Source organism: Curtobacterium sp. Leaf154, from assembly GCF_001424595.1.
Lineage (GTDB): Bacteria > Actinomycetota > Actinomycetes > Actinomycetales > Microbacteriaceae > Curtobacterium > Curtobacterium poinsettiae.
The window spans coordinates 400,308-425,456 of sequence record NZ_LMOS01000004.1 but is presented as its reverse complement, the minus strand read 5'-3'; the positions used below and the strand labels follow the sequence as shown (position 1 = coordinate 425,456).

The 25,149-nt window shown below is 71.7% G+C and carries 26 protein-coding genes; 10 read left to right on the top strand and 16 right to left on the bottom strand.

The window, feature by feature from the left end; translation table 11 throughout:
• Positions 1-4 precede the first annotated feature (4 nt).
• The 3 genes from allB to ASF75_RS08435 form a co-directional block, all read right to left on the bottom strand.
• Positions 5-1,384: an allantoinase AllB gene (allB, locus tag ASF75_RS08445; protein ID WP_056070510.1), complete on the bottom strand. Its 1,380-nt coding sequence runs from the start codon at positions 1,382-1,384 to the stop codon at positions 5-7.
• Complete coding sequence (locus tag ASF75_RS08440) at positions 1,381-2,145, bottom strand: aspartate/glutamate racemase family protein (protein WP_056070507.1); 765 nt, start codon at positions 2,143-2,145, stop codon at positions 1,381-1,383. The genes allB and ASF75_RS08440 overlap by 4 nt, the downstream gene beginning before the upstream one ends.
• 168 nt (positions 2,146-2,313) lie before the next feature.
• The gene (locus ASF75_RS08435; RefSeq protein WP_056070504.1) at positions 2,314-3,879 is read right to left on the bottom strand and encodes an NCS1 family nucleobase:cation symporter-1; all 1,566 of its coding nucleotides are present in this window, start codon (positions 3,877-3,879) and stop codon (positions 2,314-2,316) included.
• 240 nt (positions 3,880-4,119) lie between these two features.
• Here ASF75_RS08435 and ASF75_RS08430 point away from each other — a divergent pair, with 240 nt between their 5' ends.
• Positions 4,120-4,683 (top strand): VOC family protein, encoded by a 564-nt coding sequence (locus tag ASF75_RS08430; RefSeq protein ID WP_056070501.1) that lies wholly within the window; start codon positions 4,120-4,122, stop codon positions 4,681-4,683.
• Between the two features lie 61 nt (positions 4,684-4,744).
• Here the strand turns inward: ASF75_RS08430 and ASF75_RS08425 are convergent, their stop codons facing one another.
• Positions 4,745-5,476: a FadR/GntR family transcriptional regulator gene (locus ASF75_RS08425; RefSeq protein WP_017888487.1), complete on the bottom strand. Its 732-nt coding sequence runs from the start codon at positions 5,474-5,476 to the stop codon at positions 4,745-4,747.
• 87 nt (positions 5,477-5,563) lie between these two features.
• Between ASF75_RS08425 and ASF75_RS08420 the strand changes: the two genes are divergently transcribed.
• From ASF75_RS08420 to ASF75_RS08405, 4 genes are all read left to right on the top strand, one after another.
• Complete coding sequence (locus tag ASF75_RS08420; protein ID WP_235517589.1) at positions 5,564-6,469, top strand: proline iminopeptidase-family hydrolase; 906 nt, start codon at positions 5,564-5,566, stop codon at positions 6,467-6,469.
• 111 nt (positions 6,470-6,580) lie between these two features.
• On the top strand, positions 6,581-7,987 hold the full coding sequence (locus tag ASF75_RS08415) for an APC family permease (protein WP_056070496.1): 1,407 nt from the start codon (positions 6,581-6,583) through the stop codon (positions 7,985-7,987).
• On the top strand, positions 7,984-8,913 hold the full coding sequence (locus ASF75_RS08410; RefSeq protein WP_042538158.1) for an acetamidase/formamidase family protein: 930 nt from the start codon (positions 7,984-7,986) through the stop codon (positions 8,911-8,913). The genes ASF75_RS08415 and ASF75_RS08410 overlap by 4 nt, the downstream gene beginning before the upstream one ends.
• Before the next feature lie 75 nt (positions 8,914-8,988).
• Complete coding sequence (locus ASF75_RS08405; protein WP_235517588.1) at positions 8,989-9,756, top strand: SGNH/GDSL hydrolase family protein; 768 nt, start codon at positions 8,989-8,991, stop codon at positions 9,754-9,756.
• Between the two features lie 6 nt (positions 9,757-9,762).
• Here the strand turns inward: ASF75_RS08405 and ASF75_RS08400 are convergent, their stop codons facing one another.
• From ASF75_RS08400 to ASF75_RS08390, 3 genes are all read right to left on the bottom strand, one after another.
• Positions 9,763-10,254, bottom strand: coding sequence for a GNAT family N-acetyltransferase (locus ASF75_RS08400; RefSeq protein ID WP_056070493.1), 492 nt, complete (start codon positions 10,252-10,254; stop codon positions 9,763-9,765).
• A gap of 4 nt (positions 10,255-10,258) precedes the next feature.
• The gene (locus ASF75_RS08395) at positions 10,259-11,662 is read right to left on the bottom strand and encodes an LLM class flavin-dependent oxidoreductase (RefSeq protein WP_056070490.1); all 1,404 of its coding nucleotides are present in this window, start codon (positions 11,660-11,662) and stop codon (positions 10,259-10,261) included.
• Positions 11,663-11,799: 137 nt separating this feature from the next.
• Positions 11,800-12,168, bottom strand: a complete 369-nt coding sequence (locus tag ASF75_RS08390; RefSeq protein ID WP_056070486.1) for a VOC family protein — start codon at positions 12,166-12,168, stop codon at positions 11,800-11,802.
• Between the two features lie 62 nt (positions 12,169-12,230).
• Between ASF75_RS08390 and ASF75_RS08385 the strand changes: the two genes are divergently transcribed.
• Together ASF75_RS08385 and ASF75_RS08380 are read left to right on the top strand one after the other, a co-directional pair.
• Complete coding sequence (locus ASF75_RS08385) at positions 12,231-12,680, top strand: MarR family winged helix-turn-helix transcriptional regulator (protein ID WP_056070483.1); 450 nt, start codon at positions 12,231-12,233, stop codon at positions 12,678-12,680.
• A gap of 28 nt (positions 12,681-12,708) precedes the next feature.
• Positions 12,709-13,164 (top strand): GNAT family N-acetyltransferase, encoded by a 456-nt coding sequence (locus tag ASF75_RS08380; protein ID WP_056070480.1) that lies wholly within the window; start codon positions 12,709-12,711, stop codon positions 13,162-13,164.
• On the opposite strand, the gene ASF75_RS08375 is transcribed toward ASF75_RS08380, so the two are convergent.
• Positions 13,118-13,693 (bottom strand): TetR family transcriptional regulator, encoded by a 576-nt coding sequence (locus ASF75_RS08375; protein ID WP_056070477.1) that lies wholly within the window; start codon positions 13,691-13,693, stop codon positions 13,118-13,120. The genes ASF75_RS08380 and ASF75_RS08375 overlap by 47 nt on opposite strands.
• A 95-nt stretch (positions 13,694-13,788) precedes the next feature.
• Here ASF75_RS08375 and ASF75_RS08370 point away from each other — a divergent pair, with 95 nt between their 5' ends.
• Positions 13,789-14,841: a zinc-binding alcohol dehydrogenase family protein gene (locus ASF75_RS08370; RefSeq protein WP_056070474.1), complete on the top strand. Its 1,053-nt coding sequence runs from the start codon at positions 13,789-13,791 to the stop codon at positions 14,839-14,841.
• An 18-nt stretch (positions 14,842-14,859) separates the two neighbouring features.
• The gene (locus ASF75_RS08365; RefSeq protein WP_056070471.1) at positions 14,860-15,672 is read left to right on the top strand and encodes a hypothetical protein; all 813 of its coding nucleotides are present in this window, start codon (positions 14,860-14,862) and stop codon (positions 15,670-15,672) included.
• Here the strand turns inward: ASF75_RS08365 and ASF75_RS08360 are convergent.
• The 7 genes from ASF75_RS08360 to ASF75_RS08330 form a co-directional block, all read right to left on the bottom strand.
• Positions 15,665-16,135, bottom strand: coding sequence for a GNAT family N-acetyltransferase (locus tag ASF75_RS08360; protein ID WP_056070467.1), 471 nt, complete (start codon positions 16,133-16,135; stop codon positions 15,665-15,667). The two genes, ASF75_RS08365 and ASF75_RS08360, sit on opposite strands and share 8 nt — an antisense overlap.
• 27 nt (positions 16,136-16,162) lie before the next feature.
• Entirely contained in the window at positions 16,163-16,612 is a 450-nt protein-coding gene (gene sufU, locus ASF75_RS08355) for a Fe-S cluster assembly sulfur transfer protein SufU (RefSeq protein WP_042538174.1), read from the bottom strand.
• Positions 16,609-17,901: an aminotransferase class V-fold PLP-dependent enzyme gene (locus ASF75_RS08350; RefSeq protein WP_056070465.1), complete on the bottom strand. Its 1,293-nt coding sequence runs from the start codon at positions 17,899-17,901 to the stop codon at positions 16,609-16,611. The genes sufU and ASF75_RS08350 overlap by 4 nt, the downstream gene beginning before the upstream one ends.
• Before the next feature lie 135 nt (positions 17,902-18,036).
• On the bottom strand, positions 18,037-18,249 hold the full coding sequence (locus ASF75_RS08345; RefSeq protein ID WP_017888470.1) for an antitoxin: 213 nt from the start codon (positions 18,247-18,249) through the stop codon (positions 18,037-18,039).
• A gap of 95 nt (positions 18,250-18,344) precedes the next feature.
• Positions 18,345-19,628: a chloride channel protein gene (locus ASF75_RS08340; RefSeq protein WP_056070462.1), complete on the bottom strand. Its 1,284-nt coding sequence runs from the start codon at positions 19,626-19,628 to the stop codon at positions 18,345-18,347.
• 100 nt (positions 19,629-19,728) lie between these two features.
• Positions 19,729-21,840, bottom strand: a complete 2,112-nt coding sequence (locus ASF75_RS08335; RefSeq protein ID WP_056070460.1) for an alpha-galactosidase — start codon at positions 21,838-21,840, stop codon at positions 19,729-19,731.
• A gap of 79 nt (positions 21,841-21,919) precedes the next feature.
• Positions 21,920-22,903 (bottom strand): magnesium and cobalt transport protein CorA, encoded by a 984-nt coding sequence (locus tag ASF75_RS08330; RefSeq protein WP_017888467.1) that lies wholly within the window; start codon positions 22,901-22,903, stop codon positions 21,920-21,922.
• 153 nt (positions 22,904-23,056) lie between these two features.
• Here ASF75_RS08330 and ASF75_RS08325 point away from each other — a divergent pair, with 153 nt between their 5' ends.
• Positions 23,057-23,866: a tryptophan-rich sensory protein gene (locus ASF75_RS08325; protein WP_017888466.1), complete on the top strand. Its 810-nt coding sequence runs from the start codon at positions 23,057-23,059 to the stop codon at positions 23,864-23,866.
• 83 nt (positions 23,867-23,949) lie between these two features.
• On the opposite strand, the gene ald is transcribed toward ASF75_RS08325, so the two are convergent.
• Positions 23,950-25,050 carry an alanine dehydrogenase gene (gene ald / locus ASF75_RS08320; RefSeq protein ID WP_017888465.1) on the bottom strand — a complete coding sequence of 367 codons (1,101 nt, stop codon included), beginning with the start codon at positions 25,048-25,050 and terminating at the stop codon, positions 23,950-23,952.
• Positions 25,051-25,149 lie beyond the last annotated feature (99 nt).

The following is a 25,149-nucleotide window of genomic DNA, read 5'->3' as shown; positions in this document are numbered from 1 at the left end:
ATCGTTACAGGGGTGTTTCCGACGCGAGCACGGGACGACTGGCCAGCTGACCCTCGACCCGCACCACGCCGCCGTCGGCCGTGGCGATGCGGTGGCCACGGAGCCAGGTCTCGGTGACGCTGCCGCGCACACGGAGCCCGTCGAACGCCGAGACCGGGTTGCGGTGCTCGAGCCCGGCGACGTCGACCACGGACCGGGCAGCCGGGTCGAACACGGCGAAGTGGGCCAGCGCACCGGGCGCGATCACGCCGCGGTCGTGCAGCCCGACCAGGGCGGCGGGACCGGTCGTGAACAGCGGCAGCAGTGCCTGGAGCGGGACTCCGCGGCGCTCGGCCTCGGTCCACACCGCTCGGAACCCGACCTGCAGCCCGGCGACCCCACCCCAGGCCAGGCCCCAGTCGTTCGTCTTCAGGTCCGCGGTGGAGGGCGAGTGGTCCGACACCACGAGGTCGATCGTGCCGTCGAGCACGCCCGCCCACAGCGCGTCGCGGTTGGCGTCGTCACGGATCGGCGGACAGCACTTGTAGGCGGTCGCGCCGTCCGGGATCGTGCCCGCCTCGAACGACAGGTAGTGCGGACACGTCTCGACCGTGATGCGCACGCCGTCGTCCTTCGCCGCGCGGAGCATCGGCAGCGCGCCCGCGTCGGACAGGTGCAGCACGTGCACCCGTGCCCCGGTGGCCCGTGCGCCGTCGATGACCTGCGCGATCGCGGACCGTTCGGCGGCGACGGGCCGGGTGGCCAGGAAGTCCGCGTACCGGCCACCGAGCGCCTGGTGCGGCACGAGGTGTTCCGGGTCCTCGGCGTGCACGATCAGCAGGGCGTCGATCCGCGCGACCTCGGCGATCGCGGCGCGGAGCTGCTCGGGGTCGAGGTGCGGGAACTCGTCCACACCGCTCGGCGCCGTGAAGCACTTGAAGCCGAAGACGCCGGCGTCGTGCAGGGCGTCGAGCGTCCCGAGGCTCGCGGGGACCGCACCGCCCCAGAACCCGACGTCGACCGCCACCCGGCCCTCGGCGCTCGCCCGCTTGACGGCGAGCGCCTCGACCGTGGTCGTCGCGGGGATCGAGTTGAGCGGCATGTCCACGATCGTGGTGACACCGCCCATCGCAGCGGCCCGGGTCGCGGATGCGAAGCCCTCCCACTCGGTGCGGCCGGGCTCGTTGACGTGCACGTGGGTGTCGACGAGCCCGGGGAGCAGTACCTGCCCGTCCGGCACGGTGTGGTCCTGCACGGTGTCGACGACCGCATCGACCGGCAGGACGTCGGTGACCCGTCCGTCGTGGACGACGACCGCGGCCGGACGGAACGTGCCGTCGACCCAGGCTCGGTGCGCGCGGACGACGAGGTCGGCGGTGGCGGCCGCCGCCGGGAGGCCCGTCACGCGCCCGCCCCGGCCGTCGCGACCGCCACCGGGTGGCGTTCGAAGCCGGCCAGCAGCCCCGACATCGCCTTCGTCGGCGGCAGGGCGTACTCACCACGCTTGCCCGTGGACACCCCGAGGCGGACGAGCGACTCGGCCAGGACCGTGGCAGCCGCGACACCGTCGACGACCGGCGCCCCGATTGCGAGCGAGATCTCGGCGCAGAAGTCGGCCATGCCCGCACACCCGAGCACGACGGCATCGGCTCCCCCGTCGATGACGGCTCGGCACTCCTCGGTCACGAGCGCCCGCGCACCGGACGCGGGGTCGTCGAGCTCGAGCACCGGGACCTCGCACGCACGGATCTCGGTGACGAGCGGTGCGAACCCGTAGCGCTGGGCGAGCTCGTGGGCGCGGCCGGTCGTCCGCGTCAGGGTGGTGACGACGCCGAACCGGCGGCCGAGCATCGCGGCGGCGTGGAACCCGGCCTCGGCGATCCCGATCACCGGCACCGTCGCGAGTTCCCGCGCGGCGTCGAGCCCCGGGTCCCCGAAGCAGGCGACGACGAAGGCGTCCACCCCGTCCTGCTCACCGCGGGCGATCTGCTCGAGCAACCCGGGGACGGCCAGGGCCTCTTCGTAGTGGCTCTCGATCGAGGCCGGCCCCATCGTGGGCTCGACCGCTTCGATCAGGGTGCCGGGCGCGGCGACGGCCTGGGCTGCGACGCCGATCGAACGCGTCATCGACGCGGTGGTGTTGGGGTTGACGACGCGGATGCGCATCGGGGTCCTTCCGGTGGAGCGGGTGGAACGAGTGGAGCGGTGGAACCGGTGGTGCTGGGTGGTGACCATCGTGGCGGGGCCGGGGCGGACCTCCCGGCCGTGGTGTGGATCCGTGGACGAGCGAGCGTCGCGACCCGCCCTGTGGAGGACGGGCCGCGACGCCGACGGTCAGGCGCGACCGACGGCCGCGCCGTCGTCGACCGTCGGGTCGTCCGCGTCGAGCACGGGCATGCTCGGCCGGGCGCGCTCGAGTGCCCAGAAGACGACGAGGCCCAGGCCGCAGCCGATGAACCAGCTGTAGCTCGACAGCCACGGCAGCACGCCCAGCGTCGGGGGCAGGACCGCGCTCGCGACCGAGACCGCGCCGGTGACCACGAGGGTCCAGATGGCGTTCGGGTTGAAGCCGCCGCGGTACCAGTACCGGGCAGTGCGGCTGGTGGAGTACATGTCGTCGATCGCGATGCGCTGCTTGCCGACGATGTAGTAGCCCGCGATGAGGATGCCGAACAGCGGGCCGATCAGCGCACCGAGCACACCGAGCGTGTACAGGATCGCCTGGTCGTTGCCGTACCAGTTCCACGGGGTGAGGAGCACCGAGCCGACGGCGGCGATCATGCCGCCGGCACGCCACGAGATCTTCCGGGGCGCCACGTTCGAGAAGTCGAACGCGGGGCTGATGAAGTTCGCGACGATGTTGATGCCGACGGTCGCGGTGACGAACGTCAGGCCACCGAGCAGGATCGCGAAGGGTGCTCCGATGGCCTGCACGGTCTCGATCGGGTCGGTGATGAGCTTGCCGAACACCGGCACCGTCGCACTCGCGCAGAGCACCGTCAGGACCGAGAAGAACAGGAAGTTGATCGGCAGTCCCCAGAAGTTGCCGCGCTTGACCGCCCGGAACGACCGGCCGTAGCGCGAGAAGTCACCGAAGTTCAGCATCGGGCCGGAGAAGTAGCTGACCACCAGGGCGACCGCGGACAGCATCACCGGGATCGACGCCCCGAACGACAGCGGCTCGCCCGCCGACAGGGTGAACGAGATGTTGCCGATGCCCGCCTGGCTGACCAGGTAGACCGCGAGCACGATCATCACCACGTAGACCGCCGGTCCGGCCCAGTCGATGAACCGCTTGATGGCCTCCATGCCCATCCAGAACAGCGCCCCCTGCGCCACCCAGAGGATCGCGTACGAGATCCACCCCAGGGCCGACAGCCCGAGGAACGAGTGGTCGAGCAGCCCCGCCGACGCCGGGATGAGCTTGAGGAAGATGATGTTCAGCGACTGTGCTGCCAGGAAGGTCTGCACGCCGTACCAGGCCATCGCGATGAGACCGCGGATGATGGCGGGGACGTTCGCGCCGAGCACTCCGAACACCGCGCGGTTGATCACGGGGTACGGCACTCCCGTGCGCTGCGACGGCTTGGCGACCAGGTTCGCGAAGACCTGCACGATCAGGATGCCGACCACCAGGGCGATGAGCACCTGCCAGCTCGCGATGCCGAGGGCGAAGAGCGACCCGGCGGTGACGTAGCCGCCGACCGAGTGCACATCCGACATCCAGAAGGCGAAGAAGTTGTAGCTCGTCCAGCGCTGTTCGCGGAGCGGGGCGAGGTCCTCGTTCGTGAGCGCCGGGTCGTACCCGGGCTTGACGACGCCGGCACCCGCCGGGGCAGGAGCGGCGGTCGTGGTGGGGGCGTGGGGCGCGGCGACTGGTGTCGCGATGTCGGTAGCCATGGCGTCCTCCGAGGGAGTGGGAAGCGGGGCGGTGCGTGCTTGAGCACGAAGCTACGGAGCGACTTCGCCCCCGCCGTTTCCCTCGTGTAACGGTCGTGTGTCCCGGCCCCCGTCCTGGAACGACCGTTCCTGAAGGTCGCAGGAGACCCGCACTGCGGCTTGCCGCATCGATGGGCACGCACCCCGCACGCACCCCGCACGAGCCCGAGCGGCGGCGACTGCCGGTGGTACGAATCGACCATGAGCAGGGGAATCAGGATCGATCACGTGGGCGTCACGGTGCCGGACATCGACGCAGCCACGGAGTTCTTCGAGGCGGCGTTCGACGCCGTCGTCCTGTACGACATGCGCCGTCGTGACGAGATGCCGAACAGCAGTCCCGAGGCCCACGGGTACCTCGGGATCCCGAGCACCATGGCGCAGGGGGCCATGCGGATGCTCGCGCTGCCCGAAGGCCCGGGGCTCGAGCTGTTCGAGTACCTGGGACCCGAGCAGCGGTACGCCGCACACCCGTCCGACCTGGGGTGGCAGCACCTGGCGATCTACGCCGACGACCTGGACGAGACGCTCGCCCGGGTCGAGGCGGCCGGGGGCACCCGGAACTCCGACCCGCGCGACCTGCGTGGTGACGAGGCGGGGCCCGGCAACCGGTTCGTGTACACCCGCACGCCGTGGGGGTCGACGCTCGAGCTCGTCAGCTACCCGACGCCGCAGCCGTACCTGGTGTACGCGCCGCGGCCGAAGTGGGCGCCGTGGCCGATGCCGGACGACGTCTACCCGGTGCCGGCACCAGCCGTGCACTGACGAGCAACCGCCGCACCGACCGACCAACCGAGAAGCAACACACCGACCAGCAGACCGCCCCTCAGTGCCGGGGCACCTGCCCCGTCCGCCGCACGGCCCGTTCGAGCAGTTCGACGTCGATCCCGACGTGCTGCCGGGCGATCACGCCCGCCTCGGGTGCGCGGCCAGAACACACCGCGTCCACCAGCCGTTCGTGCTCGTGGAGCGCACGGGTCTCCATCTCCGCCATGCCCTCGGCCGTGCCCCACAGGTGCGCCGGAGCGGCGATGGAGATCTGCGCCTCCAACCCGGCGAGCGCCGTCCGCAGGGCGTCGTTCCGCGCGGCGTCGATGATCGTCCGGTGCAGCACGGCGTCGGCCTGCTGCTTCTCGAGGCCCGAGGTGGCGTCGCGGAACACCTCGAGCCGTGCCCGGATCAGGGCGGCGTCCTCCGGGGTCACCCGTTCCGCGGCGGCCGTGGCGAGCGCCCCGTGCAGCAGCGCGATGGCGTCGGCGGTGTCCTGGATCGCCTCCCACCGGGCGAGCAGCACCCGCCCGACGGCGTCCGACGAGCTGTCCGGCCACTCGGTGCGGACGAACGTGCCACCGCCCCGGCCTCGACGGGTCTCGAGCAGCCCCCGTTCGACGAGCCGGGCGATCGCACTGCGAACGGTGACCCGGGCGACGCCGAGCAGGCCGGCCAGTTCGCGTTCCGGCGGCAGGTTCGCGCCGGGCAGGTACTCGCCCACGGCGACGGCGGTCACGAGGCGGTCCTCGACCTCGTCGACGCGCGTCTCGGTCGCACGATCGGACACACGGACCCCCCTTCACGGTGTTACGACCACGTTAAGGCAGCAGAAAAGGTATTGCGTGGGACCTTTTTCCGCTCCATGCTGACCCCCATGTCCAGCATCACCGAATCCACGATGCCGTTCCGCGACGGCGAGACCTGGTACCGGGTCACCACGCCCGACACCCCGGTCGCCGGCGCGCTGCCCCTCGTCGTCCTGCACGGCGGGCCCGGCATGGCCCACGACTACCTCCGGAACCTCGCGGCCCTAGCCGACGAGACCGGCCGGACCGTCGTCCACCACGACCAGTTCGGCTGCGGCCGGAGCACCCACCGCCCGGACGCCCCGGCCGACACCTGGCAGCCGCAGCTGTTCGTCGACGAGTACGCCGCCCTGGTCGAGCACCTCGGGCTCGGCGACCACCACGTGCTCGGGCAGTCGTGGGGCGGCATGCTCGGCGCAGAGATCGCAGTGCAGCAGCCCGCGGGCCTCCGCTCGCTGGCGATCTGCAACTCCCCCGCGTCGATGCAGCTCTGGGTCGACGGCGCCGCCGAGCTCCGCGCGCAGCTGCCCGCCGACGTGCAGGACGCCCTGACCCGGCACGAGACGGCCGGCACCGTCGACGACCCCGAGTACCTTGCGGCGACGCAGGTCTTCTACGAGCGGCACGTCTGCCGCGTGGTCCCGAGCCATCCGGACTTCGTCGACTCCGAGGAGCAGATGGAGCGCGAGCCGACGGTCTACCACACGATGAACGGCCCGAACGAGTTCCACGTCATCGGCACGATGCGCGACTGGACCATCGTCGACCGGCTCGACCGCGTCGCCGTGCCGACGCTCGTCGTCGCCGGCGAGCACGACGAGGCCACCCCCGCCACGTGGGCCCCGTTCGTCGAGCGGATCGCCGACGTCCGACAGCACGTCTTCCCCGACGCGAGCCACTGCTCGCACCTGGAGCAGCCGGCGGAGTTCCGCCGGGTCGTCGCGGCCTTCCTGGCCGCGCACGACGACGCCTGACCCGGCCACGACCATCCCTGGAGGCGCGGGGCGGGCCCGCCCCGCGCCTCCAGACCGGAAGTCCCCACCCCCACAGCCGCACCCGTCCCTCCACCCGAAACGGAACCCGACATGTCGCAGCAGCACAGCGAGCTCTCCGCACAGCAGCAGCTCGAGGCCTACGGCTACAAGCAGGAGCTCAAGCGCTCCGTCAGCACCACCGACCTGCTCATCTACGGGCTGGTCTTCATGGTCCCGATCGCCCCGTGGGCGATCTTCGGGACCGTCTACAACGCCTCCAGCGGCATGGTGCCGCTGGTGTACCTGGTCGGCCTCGTCGCGATGATCTTCACCGCTCTGGCCTACGCGCAGATGGCGAAGTCGATCCCCCTCGCCGGCAGCGTGTTCTCGTACGTCGGCCGCGGCATCCACCCCACCGCCGGGTTCTTCGCCGGCTGGGCGATCCTGCTCGACTACCTGCTCGTCCCGACGCTGCTCTACGTGTTCGCCGCCGAGAGCATGGTCGGCATCTTCCCGGGCACGCCCCGCTGGCTGTGGGCGCTCGTGTTCGTCGCGATCAACACCGTCATCAACCTGGCCGGGGTGTCCTCGCTCAAGCTCGCGAACCGCATCTTCCTGCTCATCGAGCTCGTCTTCGTCGCGATCTTCGTCGTCATCGCGATCGTCGCGCTGACCGGCGGCACGATCCCGGACGCGTCCTTCGGCACCGCGCAGATCTGGGACCCGGCCAAGGTGTCGGCCCCGCTCATCGCGTCGGCGCTGTCGATCGCGGTGTTGAGCTTCCTGGGCTTCGACGGCATCTCCACCCTGTCCGAGGAGTCCACCGGCCGTCGTGGCGGAGCCGGCACGGCGATGATCCTGGCGCTCGTCATCGTGGCGTTCCTGTTCATCCTGCAGACCTGGCTCGCCAGCGCCCTCGCCGGGGGTCGTGACGCGTTCCCGAAGGGTGAGGCCGGCAACGCCTTCTTCACCATCGTCGAGCAGGCGTCGTCGAGCGGGTGGGCCACCGCGTTCTTCGCCGTCAACGTGCTCGCCGTCGGCATCGCGAACGCCATGGCCGCCCAGGCCGCGACCAGCCGCCTCCTCTTCTCGATGAGCCGCGACCGTCAGCTGCCCGCGTTCCTGCACAAGCTCAACGGTCGCCAGGTGCCGCAGAACGCGATCATCGTCGTCTCGGTGCTGTCCGCGATCCTGGTGCTGTTCTTCGTCGGGCAGATCGACACGATCTCGTCGCTCGTGAACTTCGGCGCGCTGTTCGGCTTCATGCTCCTGCACGTGTCCGTCTTCGTGCACCACGTCGTCAAGGGGAAGTCGCGCAACTGGCTGCTGCACCTGGTCGTGCCGCTGATCGGGTTCCTGATCATCGGGTACGTCCTGCTGAACGCCGCGGTCGAGGCGAAGGTCGGCGGCATCGTCTGGCTGATCGTCGGCGCGGCCGTGTTCCTGTACTACCGACGCACCGGCCGTTCCACCGAGGTCGGCTCGGAAGCAGAACCGACGACGGAGGACGCACGATGACCCCGGACCACTTCCTGCCGAACACCCTCGGCCGCCCCGGGTTCTCCGCAGACCGGGAGCCCGTGCTGCGGGTCCGCCCCGGCACCGGCGAGACCATCGGCTTCGAGACCACCGACGCCGTCTACGCCGAACTCGACCAGCACCACGACATGGCGCAGCTGCAGGCACCGATCAACCCGGTGACCGGCCCGGTGTTCGTCGAGGGGGCAGAACCCGGCGACACCCTCGTGGTGACCATCCACGCCATCGAGCTGACCACGCACGGGTGGTCGGTGTCCCTGCCCGGCTCCGGGGCCCTGCAGCACGTGATGGGCGACCGGGTCTTCGCCCGCCGATGCCCGATCTCGGACGGCACGGTGCAGGTGTCCGACCGGCACCGGTTCCCCGTGCGGCCGATGATCGGGTGCATCGGGACGGCCCCGGCCGAGGGTGAGAACTCGACGATCATGCCGGCCTACCCGGAGGGCGGCAACATGGACGTCACCGAGGCCCGCCCCGGCTCGACCGTGTCCCTGCCCGTCCGGGTCCCCGGCGCACTGCTGTCGATCGGCGACATCCACGCGCTCATGGCCGAGGGCGAGTCGTCGTTCGTCGCCATCGAGGCCCAGGGCACCGCGATCGTCTCCGTCGACCTGGTCAAGGGCGGCCCCGTGCTCCGCGCACCCCGCATCGAGACCGCTGACGACTGGCTGTTCGTCGGTCTCGGCGACCCCGTGCAGGAGAGCGTCCGGCGCGGGTACGAGGACGCCTTCGCGTTCCTCGTCGACGAGCACGGCTGGACCGCCGAGGACGCCTACGCGGTGCTCAGCGCGGTCGGTGACTCGAAGCTCGGCGGGCCGACCGGCTCCACCGCGCCGGACCCGTTGCACCCCTTCGCCGCCGTCGGCGCAGTCACCCTGCACCGGGTCCCGAAGTCGGTGCTGTGAGGGTTCGCTGATGCGGGTTCCCGGTACGACTGTCGTGCCGGGAACCTGCACAGGCATGTGCACGATGATGGGCGCATGCACGACACCATCCGCTACGTCGCGATCGGCGACAGCTTCTCGGAGGGCATCGGCGACGCCGGGGCCGCTCCGTTCCCCGGCTGGACCGGACGACTCGCGAGCGCGATGGCGGGCGCCTCGGACGCCCACGTCTCGTACGCCAACCTCGCGGTGCGCGGCCGACTGCTCGCCGGGGTCCTCGGCGGTCAGCTCGAGGCCGCCCTCGCGCTCGACCCGGCGCCGACCCTGATCACCTTCTGCGCCGGCGGCAACGACCTGCTGCGCCCGCGCTTCGAGGTGGACGCGCTGATCGGGCAGGTCGAGGCCGCCGCCGACCGGGTCGAGGCCACCGGCGCACGCCTGGCGCTCCTCAGCCCGGCCGACCCGAGCGCCCGCCTGCCCCTCGGTTCCCTGATCAACCGCCGCGGTGACGCCTGGGCCGAGGCGCTCGGCACCCTCGCCCGACGCCGCGGCCTGCCGTTCGTCGACGTCTCCCGCGACCCGCACCTCGGCCGCGCCGAGTTCTGGTCGGACGACCGGCTGCACATGAACGCCACCGGGCACCAGCGCGTCGCGGACCTGGCGCTGCACGCGGTCCTCGACGGCCCCGCGCCGCTCGAGCCCGCGGACGCCGGCGCCACCCGGGCCCGCCTGGGAGAAGAGCTCCGCTACTACCGCGAGTACGTCCTGCCGTGGCTGCAGCGCCGGATCACCCGCACGTCGTCGGGCGACGGGCGTTCGGCGACCTACCCGACGTGGACGCCGGTGCACGGTCGGGACGCGTAGCCAGCATCAGCCCGCGACGTACACGCGGGTGGTGACCCCGCTCAGCGCGTGCGCGAACTCGTCGCCCGTCGCCACGAAGCCGCCCGCCTCGTACAGCCGCACCGCCCGGTCGTTGTCGCCGAGCACGTGCAGCACCACGCGCGGGTGGCCGGCGACCCGGGCATCGTGCACGGCCTCGGACAGCAGCGACCGTCCGACCCCGCGGGCCTGCACGCCGGGACGCACCGCGAGCAACGACAGGTAGGCGGCGTCCGCCGGGTCCGTCGACCGTCCGGTGCCGGGCGCCGTGACCAGTACGAAGCCATCCACCGCACCGTCCGGTCCGGGCGCCACCAGCCAGGCGACGTGGTCAGCGGCGAACTTCTGCCGGGCGCGCTCCCGGACCGCCGGGTCCTCGGCGACGCCGTCACGGGCCGCCACGGCCGCAGCCCACAGGTCGATGCAGGTGTCGGTCTCCTCCGGGGTCGCAGGACGCACGACCACGGACGACTCGATCACCCGATCAGCCTACGACCGCCCGGCTCCCGATCCTGAACGACGCCCCACGGTGCTCGTCGGGCAGGCGGTCCCCGCGTCCGTGCAGCTTCTGCCGGAGCGAACCCGGCTCGTACTCCTCCGGGTAGGCCCCGCGGGCACGGAGTTCCGGGATCACGAACTCGATGACGTCCTCCCACGTGCCCGGCGTGACCGCGTACGCCAGGTTGAAGCCGTCGACGTCGGTCAGCTCCTGGATCTCCTGCAGCCGGTCGGCGATGGTCGCTCCCCCACCGACCGCCACCGGGCCGAGCCCGCCGATCGCCGTCTGCCGCGCCAGGTCGCGGATCGTCCACTTCGACCCGTCCTCGCCGGTCGCTGCCGCGATGTTCGCCGCCGCCGACTGGATCGCGTTCGACTCGACGTCGCCGAGGGGCTGGTCCGGGTCCCACTGCGACAGGTCGACGCCCATCCAGCCGGAGTTGAGCACCAGCGCACCGAGCTCCGACGCGTACGACAGGTAGTCCTCGTACTTCGCCTGGGCCAGCTCGTCGGTGGCGTCCGTGATCACGGTGAGCAGCGTGTAGACGCGGGCGGCGTACCGGTCGCGACCAGCTGCCTCCAGGGCGTCCCGGACCTTCGCGACGGTCGACGCGAGCTGCTCGACGGTCGGTGCACCCACGAAGACCGCTTCCGCGTTCTCCGCGGCGAAGCGGATGCCGCGCGGCGACGCGCCCGCCTGGTAGATGACGGGCGTGCGCTGCACGGACGGTTCGGACAGGTGGATGCCCGGCACGTCGAAGTGCGTCCCGTGGTGCTCGATCGGGTGCACTTTCGTCGGGTCCGTGAAGACCCCGGCTTCGCGGTCGGCGACGACGGCGTCGTCCTCCCACGAGCCCTCCCACAGCTTGTAGAGGACCTCGAGGTACTCGTCCGCCACGTCGTACCGGTCGTCGTGCGACAGCTGGTCCGTCTGGCCCATGTTGCGTGCGGCGCTCGGCAGGTACCCGGTGACGACGTTCCAGCCGACCCGGCCCTTCGTCAGGTGGTCGAGCGTCGACATGCGTCGGGCGAACGGGTACGGGTGCTCGTACGCGGTGCCGGCCGTGATGCCGAAGCCCAGGTGCTCGGTCACCGACGCCATCGCCGAGACGAGCAGGATCGGGTCGTTCACGGGCACCTGCGACCCGGTGCGGAGCGCGGCCTCGTTCGAGCCGCCGTACACGTCGTAGGTGCCCAGGACGTCGGCGATGAAGATGCCGTCGAACGCGCCGCGCTCGAGCGTCTTCGCCAGGTCGGTCCAGTAGGTCAGGTCGCGGTAGTCCCGCGACCGGTCGCGGGGGTGCCGCCACAGTCCGGAGGACTGGTGCGCGACGCAGTTCATGTCGAACGCGTTGAAGCGGATCTGCCGGTGCTCGCTGCTGGTGGTCACGGGTCGAGACGCTACGTCGGACACCTCGGACCGTCACGGATCGTGACGAAGCGTGACGGTCGGCTCCGGCGACGGCCTGGAGGCCCGCCCCGCGTCCGGCGCACCGCCCGCGCCCGACGCATGGCCGGCTCCGGGGCTCAGGCGCGGTCGTGGAGCGTCACGTGGTAGCCGTCGGGGTCGGCGAACGTGAACGTCCGGCCGAACGGGCCGTCGATCGGCGCCGAGACGATCCGGTGCCCGTCGGCGACCAGCGCGTCGTGGATCGCCTGGACGTCGGTCGCGTGCAGCCAGATCGCGGCACCGATGCCGGGCTGTGCCACCGCGTCGAGGTCCGTGCCGGGGACGATGTCACGCAGGGCGAAGGCGATCGGCGTCGTCTCGAACACGACGGCGTGCGGCGGGCCGGCCTGGGAAGGGACGAGACCGAGGTACCGCTCGTAGAACGCCTGCGAGGCATCGAGGTCGCGGGTCTGCAGGGAGATGAAGTCGGGGCCGGTGACGGGCATGTGGTGCTCCTCAGGTTCGTGTCAGTCTTCTGACACGGGACAACCTATGTCAGACTACTGACATGCGTCAAGACGACACCGGCATCCACCTCGAGACGTCGATCGGCTACCTGCTCAAGGAGACCGCGAGCGCCCTCCGTGCCTCGATGGAAGCCGTGCTGCGCCCACTCGGCATGACGGTGACGCACTACTCCTGCCTCGAACTGCTGGCGCAGCGACCCGGCCTGTCGAACTCCGAGCTCGCGCGCGGCACGTTCGTCACCCGGCAGTCGATGAACGTGCTGCTGCAGACCCTGGAGCGGGACGGCTTCGTCACCCGTGCCACCGAGCCGTCGGTCGGCAAGGCGCTCCCCACGCAGCTGACCGACAGCGGACGACGGAGTCTGGCGCAGGCGAGTGCGGCGATCCGCGGGGTCGAGCAGCGGATGCTCACCGACCTGACCGCGGACCAGCAGACCGAGGCCCGTCAGATCCTGCGGAGCATGGTCGCTTCACTCCGCAGTGCGGTCTGAGCGCTCGCGGGGTTCGTAGGCTGAGCGGATGGACGTCGCACTGCGGGACAGCACCACCGAAGACCTCGAGTGGCTCGTCGAGCTCCGGGCCGTGGTGCTGCGCGACGACCTGATGCGCCTCGGGGTGTTCGACGAGACGCGCGTCCGACAGCGCCTCCGCGACGCGTTCCAGCCGGAGCTGACCCGCATCGTCGTGGTCGACGGCCGCGACGTGGGCTCGATCACCGTGCGCAGCGAGGACGGCGTCCGCTGGGTCGAGCACTTCTACCTCGCGCCCGACGTCCAGGGCCGTGGGGTCGGGTCGACCGTGCTGCGCGCCGTCCTCGACGAGCCCCACGACGGCCCCACGCGGCTCAACGTGCTGGTGGGCAGCCCTGCCCGCCGACTGTACGAACGACACGGCTTCGTGCTCGACACCGACGACGGCGTCGACGTGTTCATGACGCTGCGGGCCGCCGATCGAGCACCCCACGGAGCGCACTGAGCTGCTCGTCGACCACGTCGGCCATCCGGCGCTCGGCCGGTCCGGTGAGCCAGGCCTCGAGGGCCAGGTGGAACAGCATCACGGTCGTCTCGGCGATCACCGCCGCCTCGGACGGGCCGAGCCCGCGGCCGACGAAGGCCTCCCGAACAGCTTCCGTCAGGTCGGCACGCTTCCGGGCGTCGCGCTCCCGGAGCGACGGCTCGGACAGCACCAGCCGCCGCACCGAGCCGACCTCGCCGTGCCGCCCCTCGAACCGCTCGTCGGCGACGGTGCAGAGGCCGTGCACGACGATGTCGAGCGGGTCGATCCCGGTCGGCGCGCCCTCGATGGCAGCCCGGGCGAGGTCGGGGATCTCGTCACCGGCGAAGATCACCTCGCGCTTGTCGGCGAAGTACCGGAAGAAGGTGCGGGTCGTCAGGCCGGCCCGTGCGGTGATCTGCGGCACGGTCGTCGCCTGGTAGCCCTGCTCGGCGAAGAGCTCGAACGCCGCACGCTCGAGTCGCCCTCGGGCATCCGGAGACCAACGCATGTGTCCACAGTAGTGGTGATGACACGTCGTGTCATGGTTGACTGGACGATGACACGTCGTGTCATGACTCACTTCGAGCAAGAGATCGGGACACCATGTCGCCATCGGGCAACGCAGCACTCTGGACCACGTCGACCGGGCGGTTCACCGTCGGGCCCGCACCGGTCCCCCAGCCCGGCCCCGGCGAACTCGTCGTCCGTGCCGAGGCCGTCGCCGTCAACCCGGTCGACGCCGTCGGCGGGCTCTTCCGGCACCTGGTGTTCCCGAAGCTGCGGTTCCCCGCGGTCCTCGGCTCGGACGTCGCCGGCACGGTCGTCGCGATCGGCCCGGACGTCGAGCGCTTCCGCGTGGGCGACCGGGTCGTCGGGCACGCCGCGGGGCAGGAGCAGCACCGGAACAGTGCTGCCGAGGGGGCCTTCCAGCACCAGGTCCTGCTGCTCGAACGCGTGACGACCCCGGTGCCCGACGACCTGTCCGCCGAGCAGGCGGCGGTCCTGCCACTCGCCGTCTCGACCGCAGCGGCCGGTCTCTTCGAACCGGACCAGCTCGCGCTGTCACTGCCGACGGCAGACACGGTCGACCGCGACGGCGTCGTCCTGGTGTGGGGTGCGTCCACGAGCGTCGGTGCCAACGCCGTCCAGCTCGCCCGGGCCGCCGGGTACGCCGTGATCGGCACCGCATCGCCGAAGAACCACGGGTTCGTGCAGGACCTCGGGGCCGAGGCCGTGTTCGACTACCGCGACGACGGTGCCGCACGCCGCATCCTCGACGCACTCGCCGACCGGGAGCTCGCCGGCACCCTCGCCTTCGGTCAGGGTTCGTTGACCCGCACGCTCCCGATCGTCCGGACGGCCACCGGCTCCGGCCGGCTCGCATCCGCGTACCCGACACCGGTGACGACGATCCGTGCGCGGCTCGAGCGCCGACACGGGGTCCACGTCACTGCGATCTGGGGTGGCCGCCCGACGGAGTCCGAGGTCGGCCCCGCGATCTACCGCGACTTCCTGCCCGAGGCGCTCCGCACCGGGCGGTACCGAGCGACGCCGACCGCGTCCGTCGTCGGATCGGGACTCGCCGCGATCCCCGACGCCCTGGCCGGGCTCCGCGCCGGTGTCTCCGCCCGGAAGCTCGTCGTCACGCTCCCCTGAGCCGGTAGCGTCGGCAGCATGACCGATGCCGACGTGCCCGACGACGAGACCTTCAGCTTCACGATGTCGGGCGGTGGCACGCCACGGGGACACCTGCAGGACCCGAGCGCCGTCACGCTGCACCTGGACCCGCGGCTCCTCGGCGACGCCGCCAGGGGCAAGGAGATGTTCGCCCGAGCCATCGACCAGCAGCACGCGGCACTGTCCGCCTACGCCACGGCGCTCCAGGTCGCCGACGGAGACGTGACCGCCTCCGCGGTGCAGGACGCTGCGACCGCACTGCACGAGGCGCTCCAGTTCCTGCCGATCGCCCATACCGTGTACACGGGCGTCGGCTTCCCCACAGCCCGCGTCGGGGACGGCCCCCGCCCGACCTCGCTGCGACCGGATCGCGGCGAGCGCGGCCTCGGCGTCCATCCGGACATGCTCACGGCGATCCACGGCGACACCTCGCAGCGGTGGGAACTCGCGTGCGAAGAGGGCCTCCCCCTCGCCGTCGAGATCGCACTGGCGACCGATCCGGACGAGAACGTGCGGTCGGCCTTCCTCACGGCGACGAGGTCACGAACCGTCGTCCTGCTCATGGAACAGCGAGAGACCGATCCGGGCGTCCTCGACCAGCTCGCCCAGCAGAGCTACGCGAGCCCCGAACGGAAGTTCCCGCTGCGGTTCATGCACCTCGCACCGCGTGAGCTCGACGGGCTCTACGAGCTCCTCGGTCTCGACGAGCAGGCCATCGCGCGCGCGGAGGCCCGCTGGGCGCAGGCGCAGGATCGGAACGAGCGCATCAGCGTCGGTGACGCGCTGCGTGAGATCGGCGTCATCAGCTGATCCGCTTGGCGTACCAGCGGTCCGAGTACGGATCATCGTTGAACGGCGGCACCCGGACGAAACCGAGCCGTTCGTAGAGCGCACAGGCCTCGGCGAGCTCGGCCCGCGTGTCCAGCCGCAGCGACGTGGTCCCGCGGTCTCGGCAGAAGTCCTCCACGTGGCGCAGGAGCGCCGAACCGATGCCTCGGCCGCGGTGTTCCGGCAGTGTGAACACCTTCGTCAGCTCGCCGACGGCACCGACGAAGCGCACGCCGGCGCAGGCGACAGCGGCTTCCCCTTCACTCGCGACGACGAACACCCCGGAGTCACCCTGCAGGTCGTCGTACGGCTCCTCGTCGAGCGCACGGTCGACCTCGGCCGACGTCGCCGCGCGCCCGTACCACCGCGACGCGACCTCGGTCAGGTAGGCCCGCACGATCGCGTCGGCCCGGCCTGCGCCGGGTCGCTCCGTCTCGAAGATCATCGCGCCCCCTGCGTGGCCGCACCCGGCTCAGCGGGACGCGGTCGCCTCGCGCGCGGCGGCTTCCGCCGCGACCCAGGCGAGCATGCCGCACTTGACGCGCATGACGAACTTGGAGACGCCGTGGAAGGCGACGAGGTCCTCGAGGACGTCCTCGTCGGGCTCACCGACGCCGCGTGAGCGCATCATGGTGCGGAACTCCTCGGTCAGTGCGAGGAACTCGGGCACCGTGCGGCCGACGGCCATGTCGGTGAGGACCGATGCCGAGGCCATCGAGATCGAGCAGCCGTCACCCTGCCAGGCGAGCCCGGCGATGCGGTCGGTGCCGGCTTCGAGCCGCAGGCTGACCGTGATCTCGTCGCCGCACGTGGGGTTCCGCTCGAAGTGCGAGGCGTCCGCGTCCGGCATCGCACCGTCGCCGTGCCGCGCCTTCGCGTGGTCGAGGATGACCTGCTGGTACAGGCTGTCGAGGGCGTTCACGCGGTCGCTCCGAAGTAGTCGCGGATCTCGGCGACGGCTGCGAGGAACCGGTCGACGTCGTGCTCGGTCGTGTACACGTACGTGCTGGCACGGCTCGTCGCGACGAGGCCGAGCCGGCGGTGCAGGGGCTGGGCGCAGTGGTGGCCGGAGCGCACGGCGATGCCCTGCGCGTCGAGGTACTGCGAGACGTCGTGGGCGTGCACACCGTCGACGTCGAAGGACACCAGGCCGGAGCGCGGGACACCGGCGGGCGGGCCGACCAGGCGGATGCCGGGCACGGCAGCGAGGCCGACGAGCATCCGGCGGGCGAGGTGCTCCTCGTGGGCGCGGACCCGTTCCATGCCGATGCCCTGCAGGTAGCGCACGGCCTCGGCCAGGGCGACCGCCTGGGACACGGGCTGCGTGCCGGCCTCGAACCGCTCGGGCGCCGGCATGAACTCGGAGCCCTCCATCGTCACGGTGGTGATCATCGAGCCGCCGGTGCGGAACGGCGGCAGGGCGTTGAGCAGCTCGCTCCGTCCCCAGAGCACGCCGATGCCGTTCGGGCCGAGCATCTTGTGCCCGGAGAACGCGGCGAAGTCGACACCGAGCTGCTGCACGTCGAGGGGACGGTGCGGCGCGGACTGGCAGGCGTCGAGCACCACGAGGGCACCGCGGGCGTGGGCGAGGCCGACGACCTGCTCCACGGGGGCGATCATCCCGGTGACGTTCGAGACGTGCGAGAACGCGACGACCCTCGTGCGGTCGGTGATCAGCGCTGCGGCGTCGTCGGCGGTCCAGGTGCCGTCGTCGGCGACCGGGATCCAGCGCAGCGTCGCACCGGTCAGGCCTGCGAGTTCCTGCCACGGGACGAGGTTGGCGTGGTGCTCGGCCTCGGTCACCAGGATCTCGTCGCCGGCGCCGAGCCGGAAGCGTGCGGCGTCGACACCCCCGCGACCGCGGCTGGCGTTGGCCATGCCGTAGGCGACGAGGTTGAGGGCGTCGGTGGCGTTCTCGGTCCAGACGACCTCGGCCGGGGCAGCCGCGCCGATGAACCCGGCGACGGTGGCACGGGCGTCCTCGTAGGCGTCGGTGCTGAGCGCCGCGAGCGTGTGCGCACCGCGGTGGACGGCGGCGTTGTCGTGCTCGAGGAAGCGTCGCTCAGCGTCGAGGACCTGACGCGGGCGTTCCGCCGTCGCCCCGGAGTCCAGGTACGCCAACGGCTGCCCGTTCACGTCCTGCGCGAGGATCGGGAAGTCCTGCTTGATCGCCTCGACCTCGGTCTCGGTGAGCGGCTGGTTCGGCGCCACGACTGTCACGTCTCGTCCTCCTGGTGCTGCTGTCCGGAGCAACCCGTCCATGGTGTCCGTTGTTCCCGACCGCGTCCAGTCGGCACGGTGACGGCCCAGGACCACGCCGGGTCCTGGGCCGTCGCACGTCGTTCGTTACTCGTTGCCGATCTTCTCGTCCGCTGCGTCGCGGGCGCCGTCGATCTTGTCGTCGTACTTGCCGCCCGTGGCCTTCTTGACCGCGTCGGCCACGCCGCCGAGCACCTTGTCGCTGACGTCCTCGGCCTTCTCGCTCTTCAGGGCGTCCTGGACCTTGCCGTCCTTCAGGAACTCCTGGGCCTTCTTCGTGATGTCGTCGAACCCCGCCATCGGCTGCTCCTCGTCTCGGTGCGGAGCCCGTCGCTCCGTCCTGGCGCCGACAGTAGGCCCCTGGGCCGCCGTCCGCACCGGAACGTCCGGGGTCTTCACACCATCTGGGCGCTGCGACGACGGGCGAGGACGTACCCGACGGCGACCGCACCGGACACCGCGAGCAACGAGGGCACGAGGATGTCGGTGCCCTGCTGCGTGAACTCGACGACGAGCACGAGCGCGGTGAACGGTGCGCGCATGGTGGTGGCGAGGAAGGCCGCGGCGCCGACGAACGCGAAGGCCGCCAGGCTCGGGCCGTCCGCCGGCCAGAGCAGCAGCCACGCGCCACCCAGTCCGCCGCCGATCGCCGAACCGATCGCGATCGAGGGCGTCAGCGTGCCACCGACCGCACCAGCGCCGATGGTGGCCGAGGTGGTCACGGTCCGCAGGACACCGAGCAGCAGCAGGAACACCACCGGCGAGAGACCGGCGAACGACGAATCGTCCAGGGCACTGTTCATCGCGACGAGGCCGAGCGCGCGCCCGTTGCCGAGGATCTCCGGGAACGGGATCGCGATGAGCCCGACCATCGCGAACACCAGCGGCAGCACGACGAGCAGGTGCCAGCCCTTCGGCGCGATGCCCTGCAGCCGGTTGGTCAGCTTCACGAACCCGACCCCGGCGAGCCCGAGCACCGGCCCCACGACGATCGCCCAGACCAGCAGCGACGGCGACAGGTGCATCGCGGGCACGTGGTAGAGCACCTCGTCCGGGATCACGAGCCGGGCGGTGATGGCGGCGACGGCACTCGTGGCGAAGGCGGGCAGCGCGGTCGCGAAGCTGATCTCGCCGAGCAGGACCTCGACCGCGAACAGGGCACCGCCGAGGGGCACGTCGTACACGGCGGCGAGGCCGGCCGCGGCACCGCAGGCCACGAGGATCTTCGTCTCGCGCGCCGTCAGCCCCGCACGGCGGGTGACGAGCTGGGCGAGCCAGGCCCCGACCTCGCGCGGCGCGACTTCCTTGCCGATGGACGCCCCGAGCCCCACGGCCAGGATCTGGACGCCGGCGTTCGCGAGCGTCGCCAGGGCGGGCATCCGCTTGCCGCCGACGGCCGCGGTGACCGAGACGATCGAACGACCCCACCGACGGAGCGCCCACCAGGCGAACCCGGTCAGGACCCCGGCGGCGGTGAGCGCGAGGAACCGGTTCAGCCCGGAGGGGGCGTCGGCCGCCTCGAGGTGCCCACCGAACCCGTACCCGAAGGCGACGAACTGGATGAGCTGGAGCGCGAGCCAGACCGCGATGCCGGCGATGCCGCCGGAGACGCCCACCAGGGCGGTGACGACGGCGAGCTTGAGGGCCCAGACCGGGGTCGCGTGTCCGGAGTGCGGCATGACCGGAAGCCTAACGGGCCGGACGCACCCGATGACGGACCGCGACGGGCCCGCCGGACGCGGGGCGGGCCTCCAGGCCGGGTGTCCCGACCACCCGCCGTCAGACGGCCGTCACCCGGAACGGCACCACGCCCTCGGCCGGCATGAGCGGCGGCTGCAGGCCGACGGTGCCGAGCACCCGTCCGCTGAAGACGCGCGGGCCGGACCACCAGTCCGGTCGAACCAGGTCATGACCGGCCCCGATGACCACGGGGTCGACGCGGTACGACGTGTCCGGGTCGAGGTCGCGGAAGGTGACCCGGCCGGTGCCGGACACCTCGGAGCGCCCGATGCTCGCCAGGAAGAAGACCGCCTGCTGCCGGTCCGGCGTGACCGTGCCGTACACGAGCCGCGAGTCGTCGACCTCGTCCGAGCGCACCAGGTCGCCGCCGTGCAGGACTGGGCGGAGCTCCCGGTACAGCGCGATCCACTCGGTGAGCGCCCGGGACTCCTCGGCGGTCGCGCCGGCCAGGTCCCACTCGATGCCGAGGTGCCCGACCAGGGCGGTACCGGCGCGGAAGGCGAGGTCGTGGACCCGACCGGTGGTGTGGTTCCGGCCGCTGGCGATGTGCGAGCCGAGCAGCTCCGGCGGCAGGAGCTGCTGCGTCCACCGGTGCATCTGCTGACGCTCGAGCGGGTCGATGTCGTCGGACACCCACACCCGCGCGGTGTGCTCGATGACGCCGAGGTCGACGCGGCCGCCACCCGACGAGCACGACTCGATCTCGAGCGCGGGGAACCGCTCGCCGAGCGTGGCCATCAACCGGTACGCCGCGAGGGTCTGCTCGTGGACCGCTGCACCGCCACCGGGGAAGCCCGCCTCGACGAGGTCGCGGTTGTGGTCCCACTTGACGTACTCGATGCCGTACTCGCCGATGATCGCCGTCATCCGCTCGAGCACGTACGCGAAGGCCTCGGGGATCGCCAGGTTGAGCACCTGCTGGTCGCGGGAGCGCGCGGGCAGTCGTCCGTCGGCCTGCAGGATCCACTCCGGGTGGGCGCGGGCGAGGTCGCTGTCCTCGTTCACCATCTCGGGTTCGAACCACAGGCCGAACTCCATGCCGAGTGCACGGACGCGGTCGACCAGGGGTCCGAGCCCGTCCGGCCAGACGTCCTCGTCGACGTACCAGTCACCGAGGCCGGCGTGGTCGTCCCGGCGCCCGCGGAACCAGCCGTCGTCGAGCACGTAGCGTTCGACGCCGAGGGCCGCAGCACGCTCGGCGAGGTCGACGAGGCGGGCCAGGTCGTGGTCGAAGTACACGGCCTCCCACACGTTGATCGTCGTCGGGCGCGGCGTCGTCGGGTGCTGCGGGCGGCTGCGGAGCCAGCGGTGGAACCGTCGGGCCTGGTCGTCGAGTCCGTCGCCGTGCGCGAAGTACACCCACGGCCCCTCGTAGGTGGCACCGGTGTCGAGCCGGACCTCGCCGGGCAGCAGGAGTTCGCCGCCGCCGATGACCTGGCGGCCGGTGGCGAGCCGTTCGGCGTGGTGCCGGTGGTTCCCGCTCCACGCGGTGTGGACGCCCCAGACCTGGCCGCGGGCGAAGCCGAAGCCCGGCTCCCCCACCGTCAGCACGGTCGCCGCGTCGGTGCCGGTGCGGCCCTTCCGTCCCTCGCGCTGGTGGGTGCCGACGACGAGTTCCCGGCGCTGCGGGGTCCGTTCCTTGCCCCAGCGGCCGGCGAAGTCCAGGATCTCGCGGGCCCCCGACGGGATCGGCATCGCGAGCGTCAGGTCGTCGACGGTGTAGGCACCGTCGACGGTGTTCGTCACGCTCGCCCGGGCCCGCACGAGCCCGGAGCCGAGCATCTCGACCACCACCCGGATCGTGAGCCCGGCGGTGGTGTCCGCGGCGTCGGCGGTGACCGTGGTGTCCGTGACCGCGAGGGCCGTCACCGTGAACGCCGGCGACCAGTCGGCACCGTCCCGGTGCCCGGCGAGCCCCGGACGGCCGCTCCAGCCCCGGTGCGGTTCGGGCAGTACCGACAGGCGGACGGGGGCGTCCATCTCGTTCGGGGACACCGGGGTGACGTCGGCGTCGGCGAGGGCCGTCAGCGCGGCGGTGTCGAGCGGGCCGAGCGCCGCTCCCCAGTGCACGACGGCGGGGAGCGCGTCGTCGCGGCAGTCGAGGACGAGCGAGACGCCACCGGCGCTCAGGTGGACGAGTTCGTGCGGCATGCGGGCTCCAGTCGGCGTCGTTGCACGTCAGAGCTTTCCGGTCCGGGGCCGTCCGCTGCAAATCCGGCTGCGGCGCGGCTCAGAACCAGCGCTTCACCTTGAACACCACGTACAGGATCGCCGCGAACAGGACCATCGCGACGATCGACAGCGGGTACCCCCACGTCCAGCCGAGTTCGGGCATGTGCGTGAAGTTCATCCCGTAGATCGCGGCGATGAGCGTCGGTGCGAACAGGATCGCCGCCCAGCCGGAGATCTTCTTCGTGTCGTCGTTCTGCTTCTGGGCCGCCAGGGTGGAGTCGACGGTCAGGGCGTTCTGCAGCAGCTGCCGGAAGGTGTCGAGCCGCTCCACCACCCGGATCGAGTGGTCGAGGACGTCGCGGAACCGGCGCTGCATCTCCACCGGCAGGTGGTACTTCTCGGCACCGCGGTGCAGGTTCTCGATGATGTAGACGAGTGGACGCGCTGCACGCTGGAAGTCGACGACCTCGCCGAACAGCTCGTACACCCGGCGGGACACCCCGGCCTCGCCGGAGAACAGCTGGTCCTCGATCTGGTTGATGTCCTCTTCGAGCCCGTCGATCACCGGCACGTAGCCGTCCACGATGGAGTCCATGAGCGCCCAGAGCTGCGCCTGCGGCCCGACCGTCACCAGACCCGGCTTGCCGCTCATCCGCTGCAGTGCCCGGGGAACGGTCTGCTTGCCCCGCGGGTCGGCCTTCACCACGACGAGGAAGAACGTCTCACCGACGAAGGCGTGCACCTCGCCGAACGCCACCTCTTCCTGCTGGTCGTTGTACAGCGCGGGCTTGAGCACCACGAACAGCGTCGATCCGTAGCGCTCGAGCTTCGGTCGCTGGTGCCCCTCGGCGGAGTCCTCGACGGCGAGCTCGTGCAGACCGAGGGCGACCGCGACGTCGCCGAGTTCCTGGGCGTCGGGCTGGTGCAGGACGATGCACGCACTGGCGCCCTGCTCGTCGAGCATCCGGAAGGTGTCGTCGAGGGACGGACTCGCGATCGGGGCGATCCGGTCGATGTAGACGGTGTTCAGTTCGACGCTCACGCGCCCACCGTACGCAGGGTGGCCGGTCTCCGGCCTGGAGGCCCGTGCCGGCTCCGCCACACGCCCCGCGTCCTGCCTGAACGCGCGCTGCACGACCGCCGCCACCGGCCGCCTACGGTGCAGGTCATCAGCATGCTGACGAAAGGGACTGTCATGAAGAGGATCTGGAAGCGCATCGCGGTGGCCGTGAGCGCGGTCGTCGCCGTCATCGGCGCGTACGTGGGGTCGGGCGCTGCCGGCGGCACGCCCATCCAGGACGCCGCCGGTGGCGCCCTGTCGGCGTCCTCGACCGCGATCGCCCCGGACGGCCCGGCCTTCTCGATCTGGAGTGTGGTCTACGCCGGGCTCATCGGCTACGCGGTGCTGCAGCTCTTCCGCACCGCGAACGACGAACGGCACGAGCGGCTGGTGGTGCCGGCGGTGCTCTCCCTGCTGCTCAACGCCGCGTGGATCCTGTCGGTGCAGTTCGGGTTCCTGTGGGCGAGCGAACCGATCATCGTCGCACTGCTCGTCGTGCTGATCTGGACGTTCACGATCCTGCGCCGGACCCCGTCCCGGGGCGTGGTCGAGGCGATCCTGACCGACGGCACGTTCGGGCTGTACCTCGGGTGGGTCTGTGTCGCGACGGCCGCCAACACCGCCGCGGTGCTGACGGCGGCGGGCTTCCGTGGCTTCGGACTCGGACAGGACCCGTGGGGCGTGCTCGTCGCCGCGGTGGCCGGGCTCGTCGGGGTGCTCATCGCGCTGTGGGGCCGGGGACGCCTGGCACCGATGGCCTCGGTCGCGTGGGGCCTGGCGTGGGTCGCGGTGGCCCGGTTCGACGGGCCGCTCGTCTCCGTCCCGACGGCGGTGGCGGCCGTGGTGGCTGCGGCGGCCGTGGTCGTGGTGACCGTGGTGGTGCGGGCCCGCGCCGGCTGGGTCGGCGGCCGTGCCGGTCGGGCGGCGGCTCCGGTGGCGGCCTGACGCGCGACTGCCTGCGCGTCGTTTCGGGCTGAGCGACACCTCACGCAGCGATTGGGCCGTGAGGTGTCGCTCAGCGCGAAGAATCAGCGCGCGGACACGACCAGGCCGTGCGCGGCGGCGACCGCGGCGTTCGTGACCCGGCCGGCGTGCACGTTCAGGCCTCCGGCGAGGGCGGGGTCGGCCTCGAGCGCGGCTTCCCACCCGCGGTCGGCGATCGCGACGGCGTAGGGCAGCGTGGCGTTCGTCAGCGAGATCGTGCTCGTGCGCGGGACGGCGCCGGGCATGTTCGCCACGCAGTAGTACACGGTGTCGTGCACGGCGAACGTGGGGTCGTCGTGGGTCGTCGGGCGGGAACCCTCGAAGCAGCCGCCCTGGTCGATCGCGATGTCGACCAGCACCGAGCCGGGTCGCATGTCGGCGACCATGGCGTCGGTGACGAGCTTGGGAGCCGAGGCCCCGGGGATCAGCACCGAGCCGATGACCAGGTCCGCGTCGCGCAGGGCCTCGGCGATGGCGTGCGCCGACGACCGCAGGGTCGTGACACGCCCGTCGAACCGGGCGTCCAGGGCCCGGAGCCGCGGCAGGCTGATGTCGAACACGGTGACGTCGGCCCCCATGCCGAGCGCCATCGTCGCGGCGTGCTCCCCCGCGACGCCGCCGCCGATGACGACCACGCGGCCCTTCGGCGTGCCGGGGACCCCGCCGAGCAGCAGTCCGCGTCCGCCGTTCGTCCGCATCAGGTGGAACGCGCCGACCTGGGCGGACAGCCGCCCGGCGACCTCGGACATCGGCGACAGCAGGGGCAGCGAGCGGTCCGGCAGCTGCACGGTCTCGTAGGCGATGGCCGTCGCACCCGAGTCGATGAGGGCGTCGGTCAGGGGGCGGTCTGCGGCGAGGTGCAGGTAGGTGAAGAGCACCTGCCCCGGGCGGATCATCGGGTACTCCGACGCGACCGGCTCCTTCACCTTGAGGATCAGCTCGGCGCGTTCCCACACCTCGGCCGCGGTGTCGACGATCGTGGCGCCGGCGGTGCGGTACTCGTCGTCGGTGAACGCCGAACCGGACCCGGCGCCGGCCTGCACCAGGACCTGGTGGCCGTGCGATGCGAGCTCGGCGACACCGGCGGGGGTGGCCGCGACGCGGTACTCGTTGTTCTTGATCTCGGTGGGGACGCCGATGCGCATGCGGACTCCTTCGTGGGCGGTGCGTTCGTCCCGTCCATTCAGCACCGGATTCGCCCACAGCAGCGCTGAGCCGAACATCCGGACAGCGGCAGCGCGATC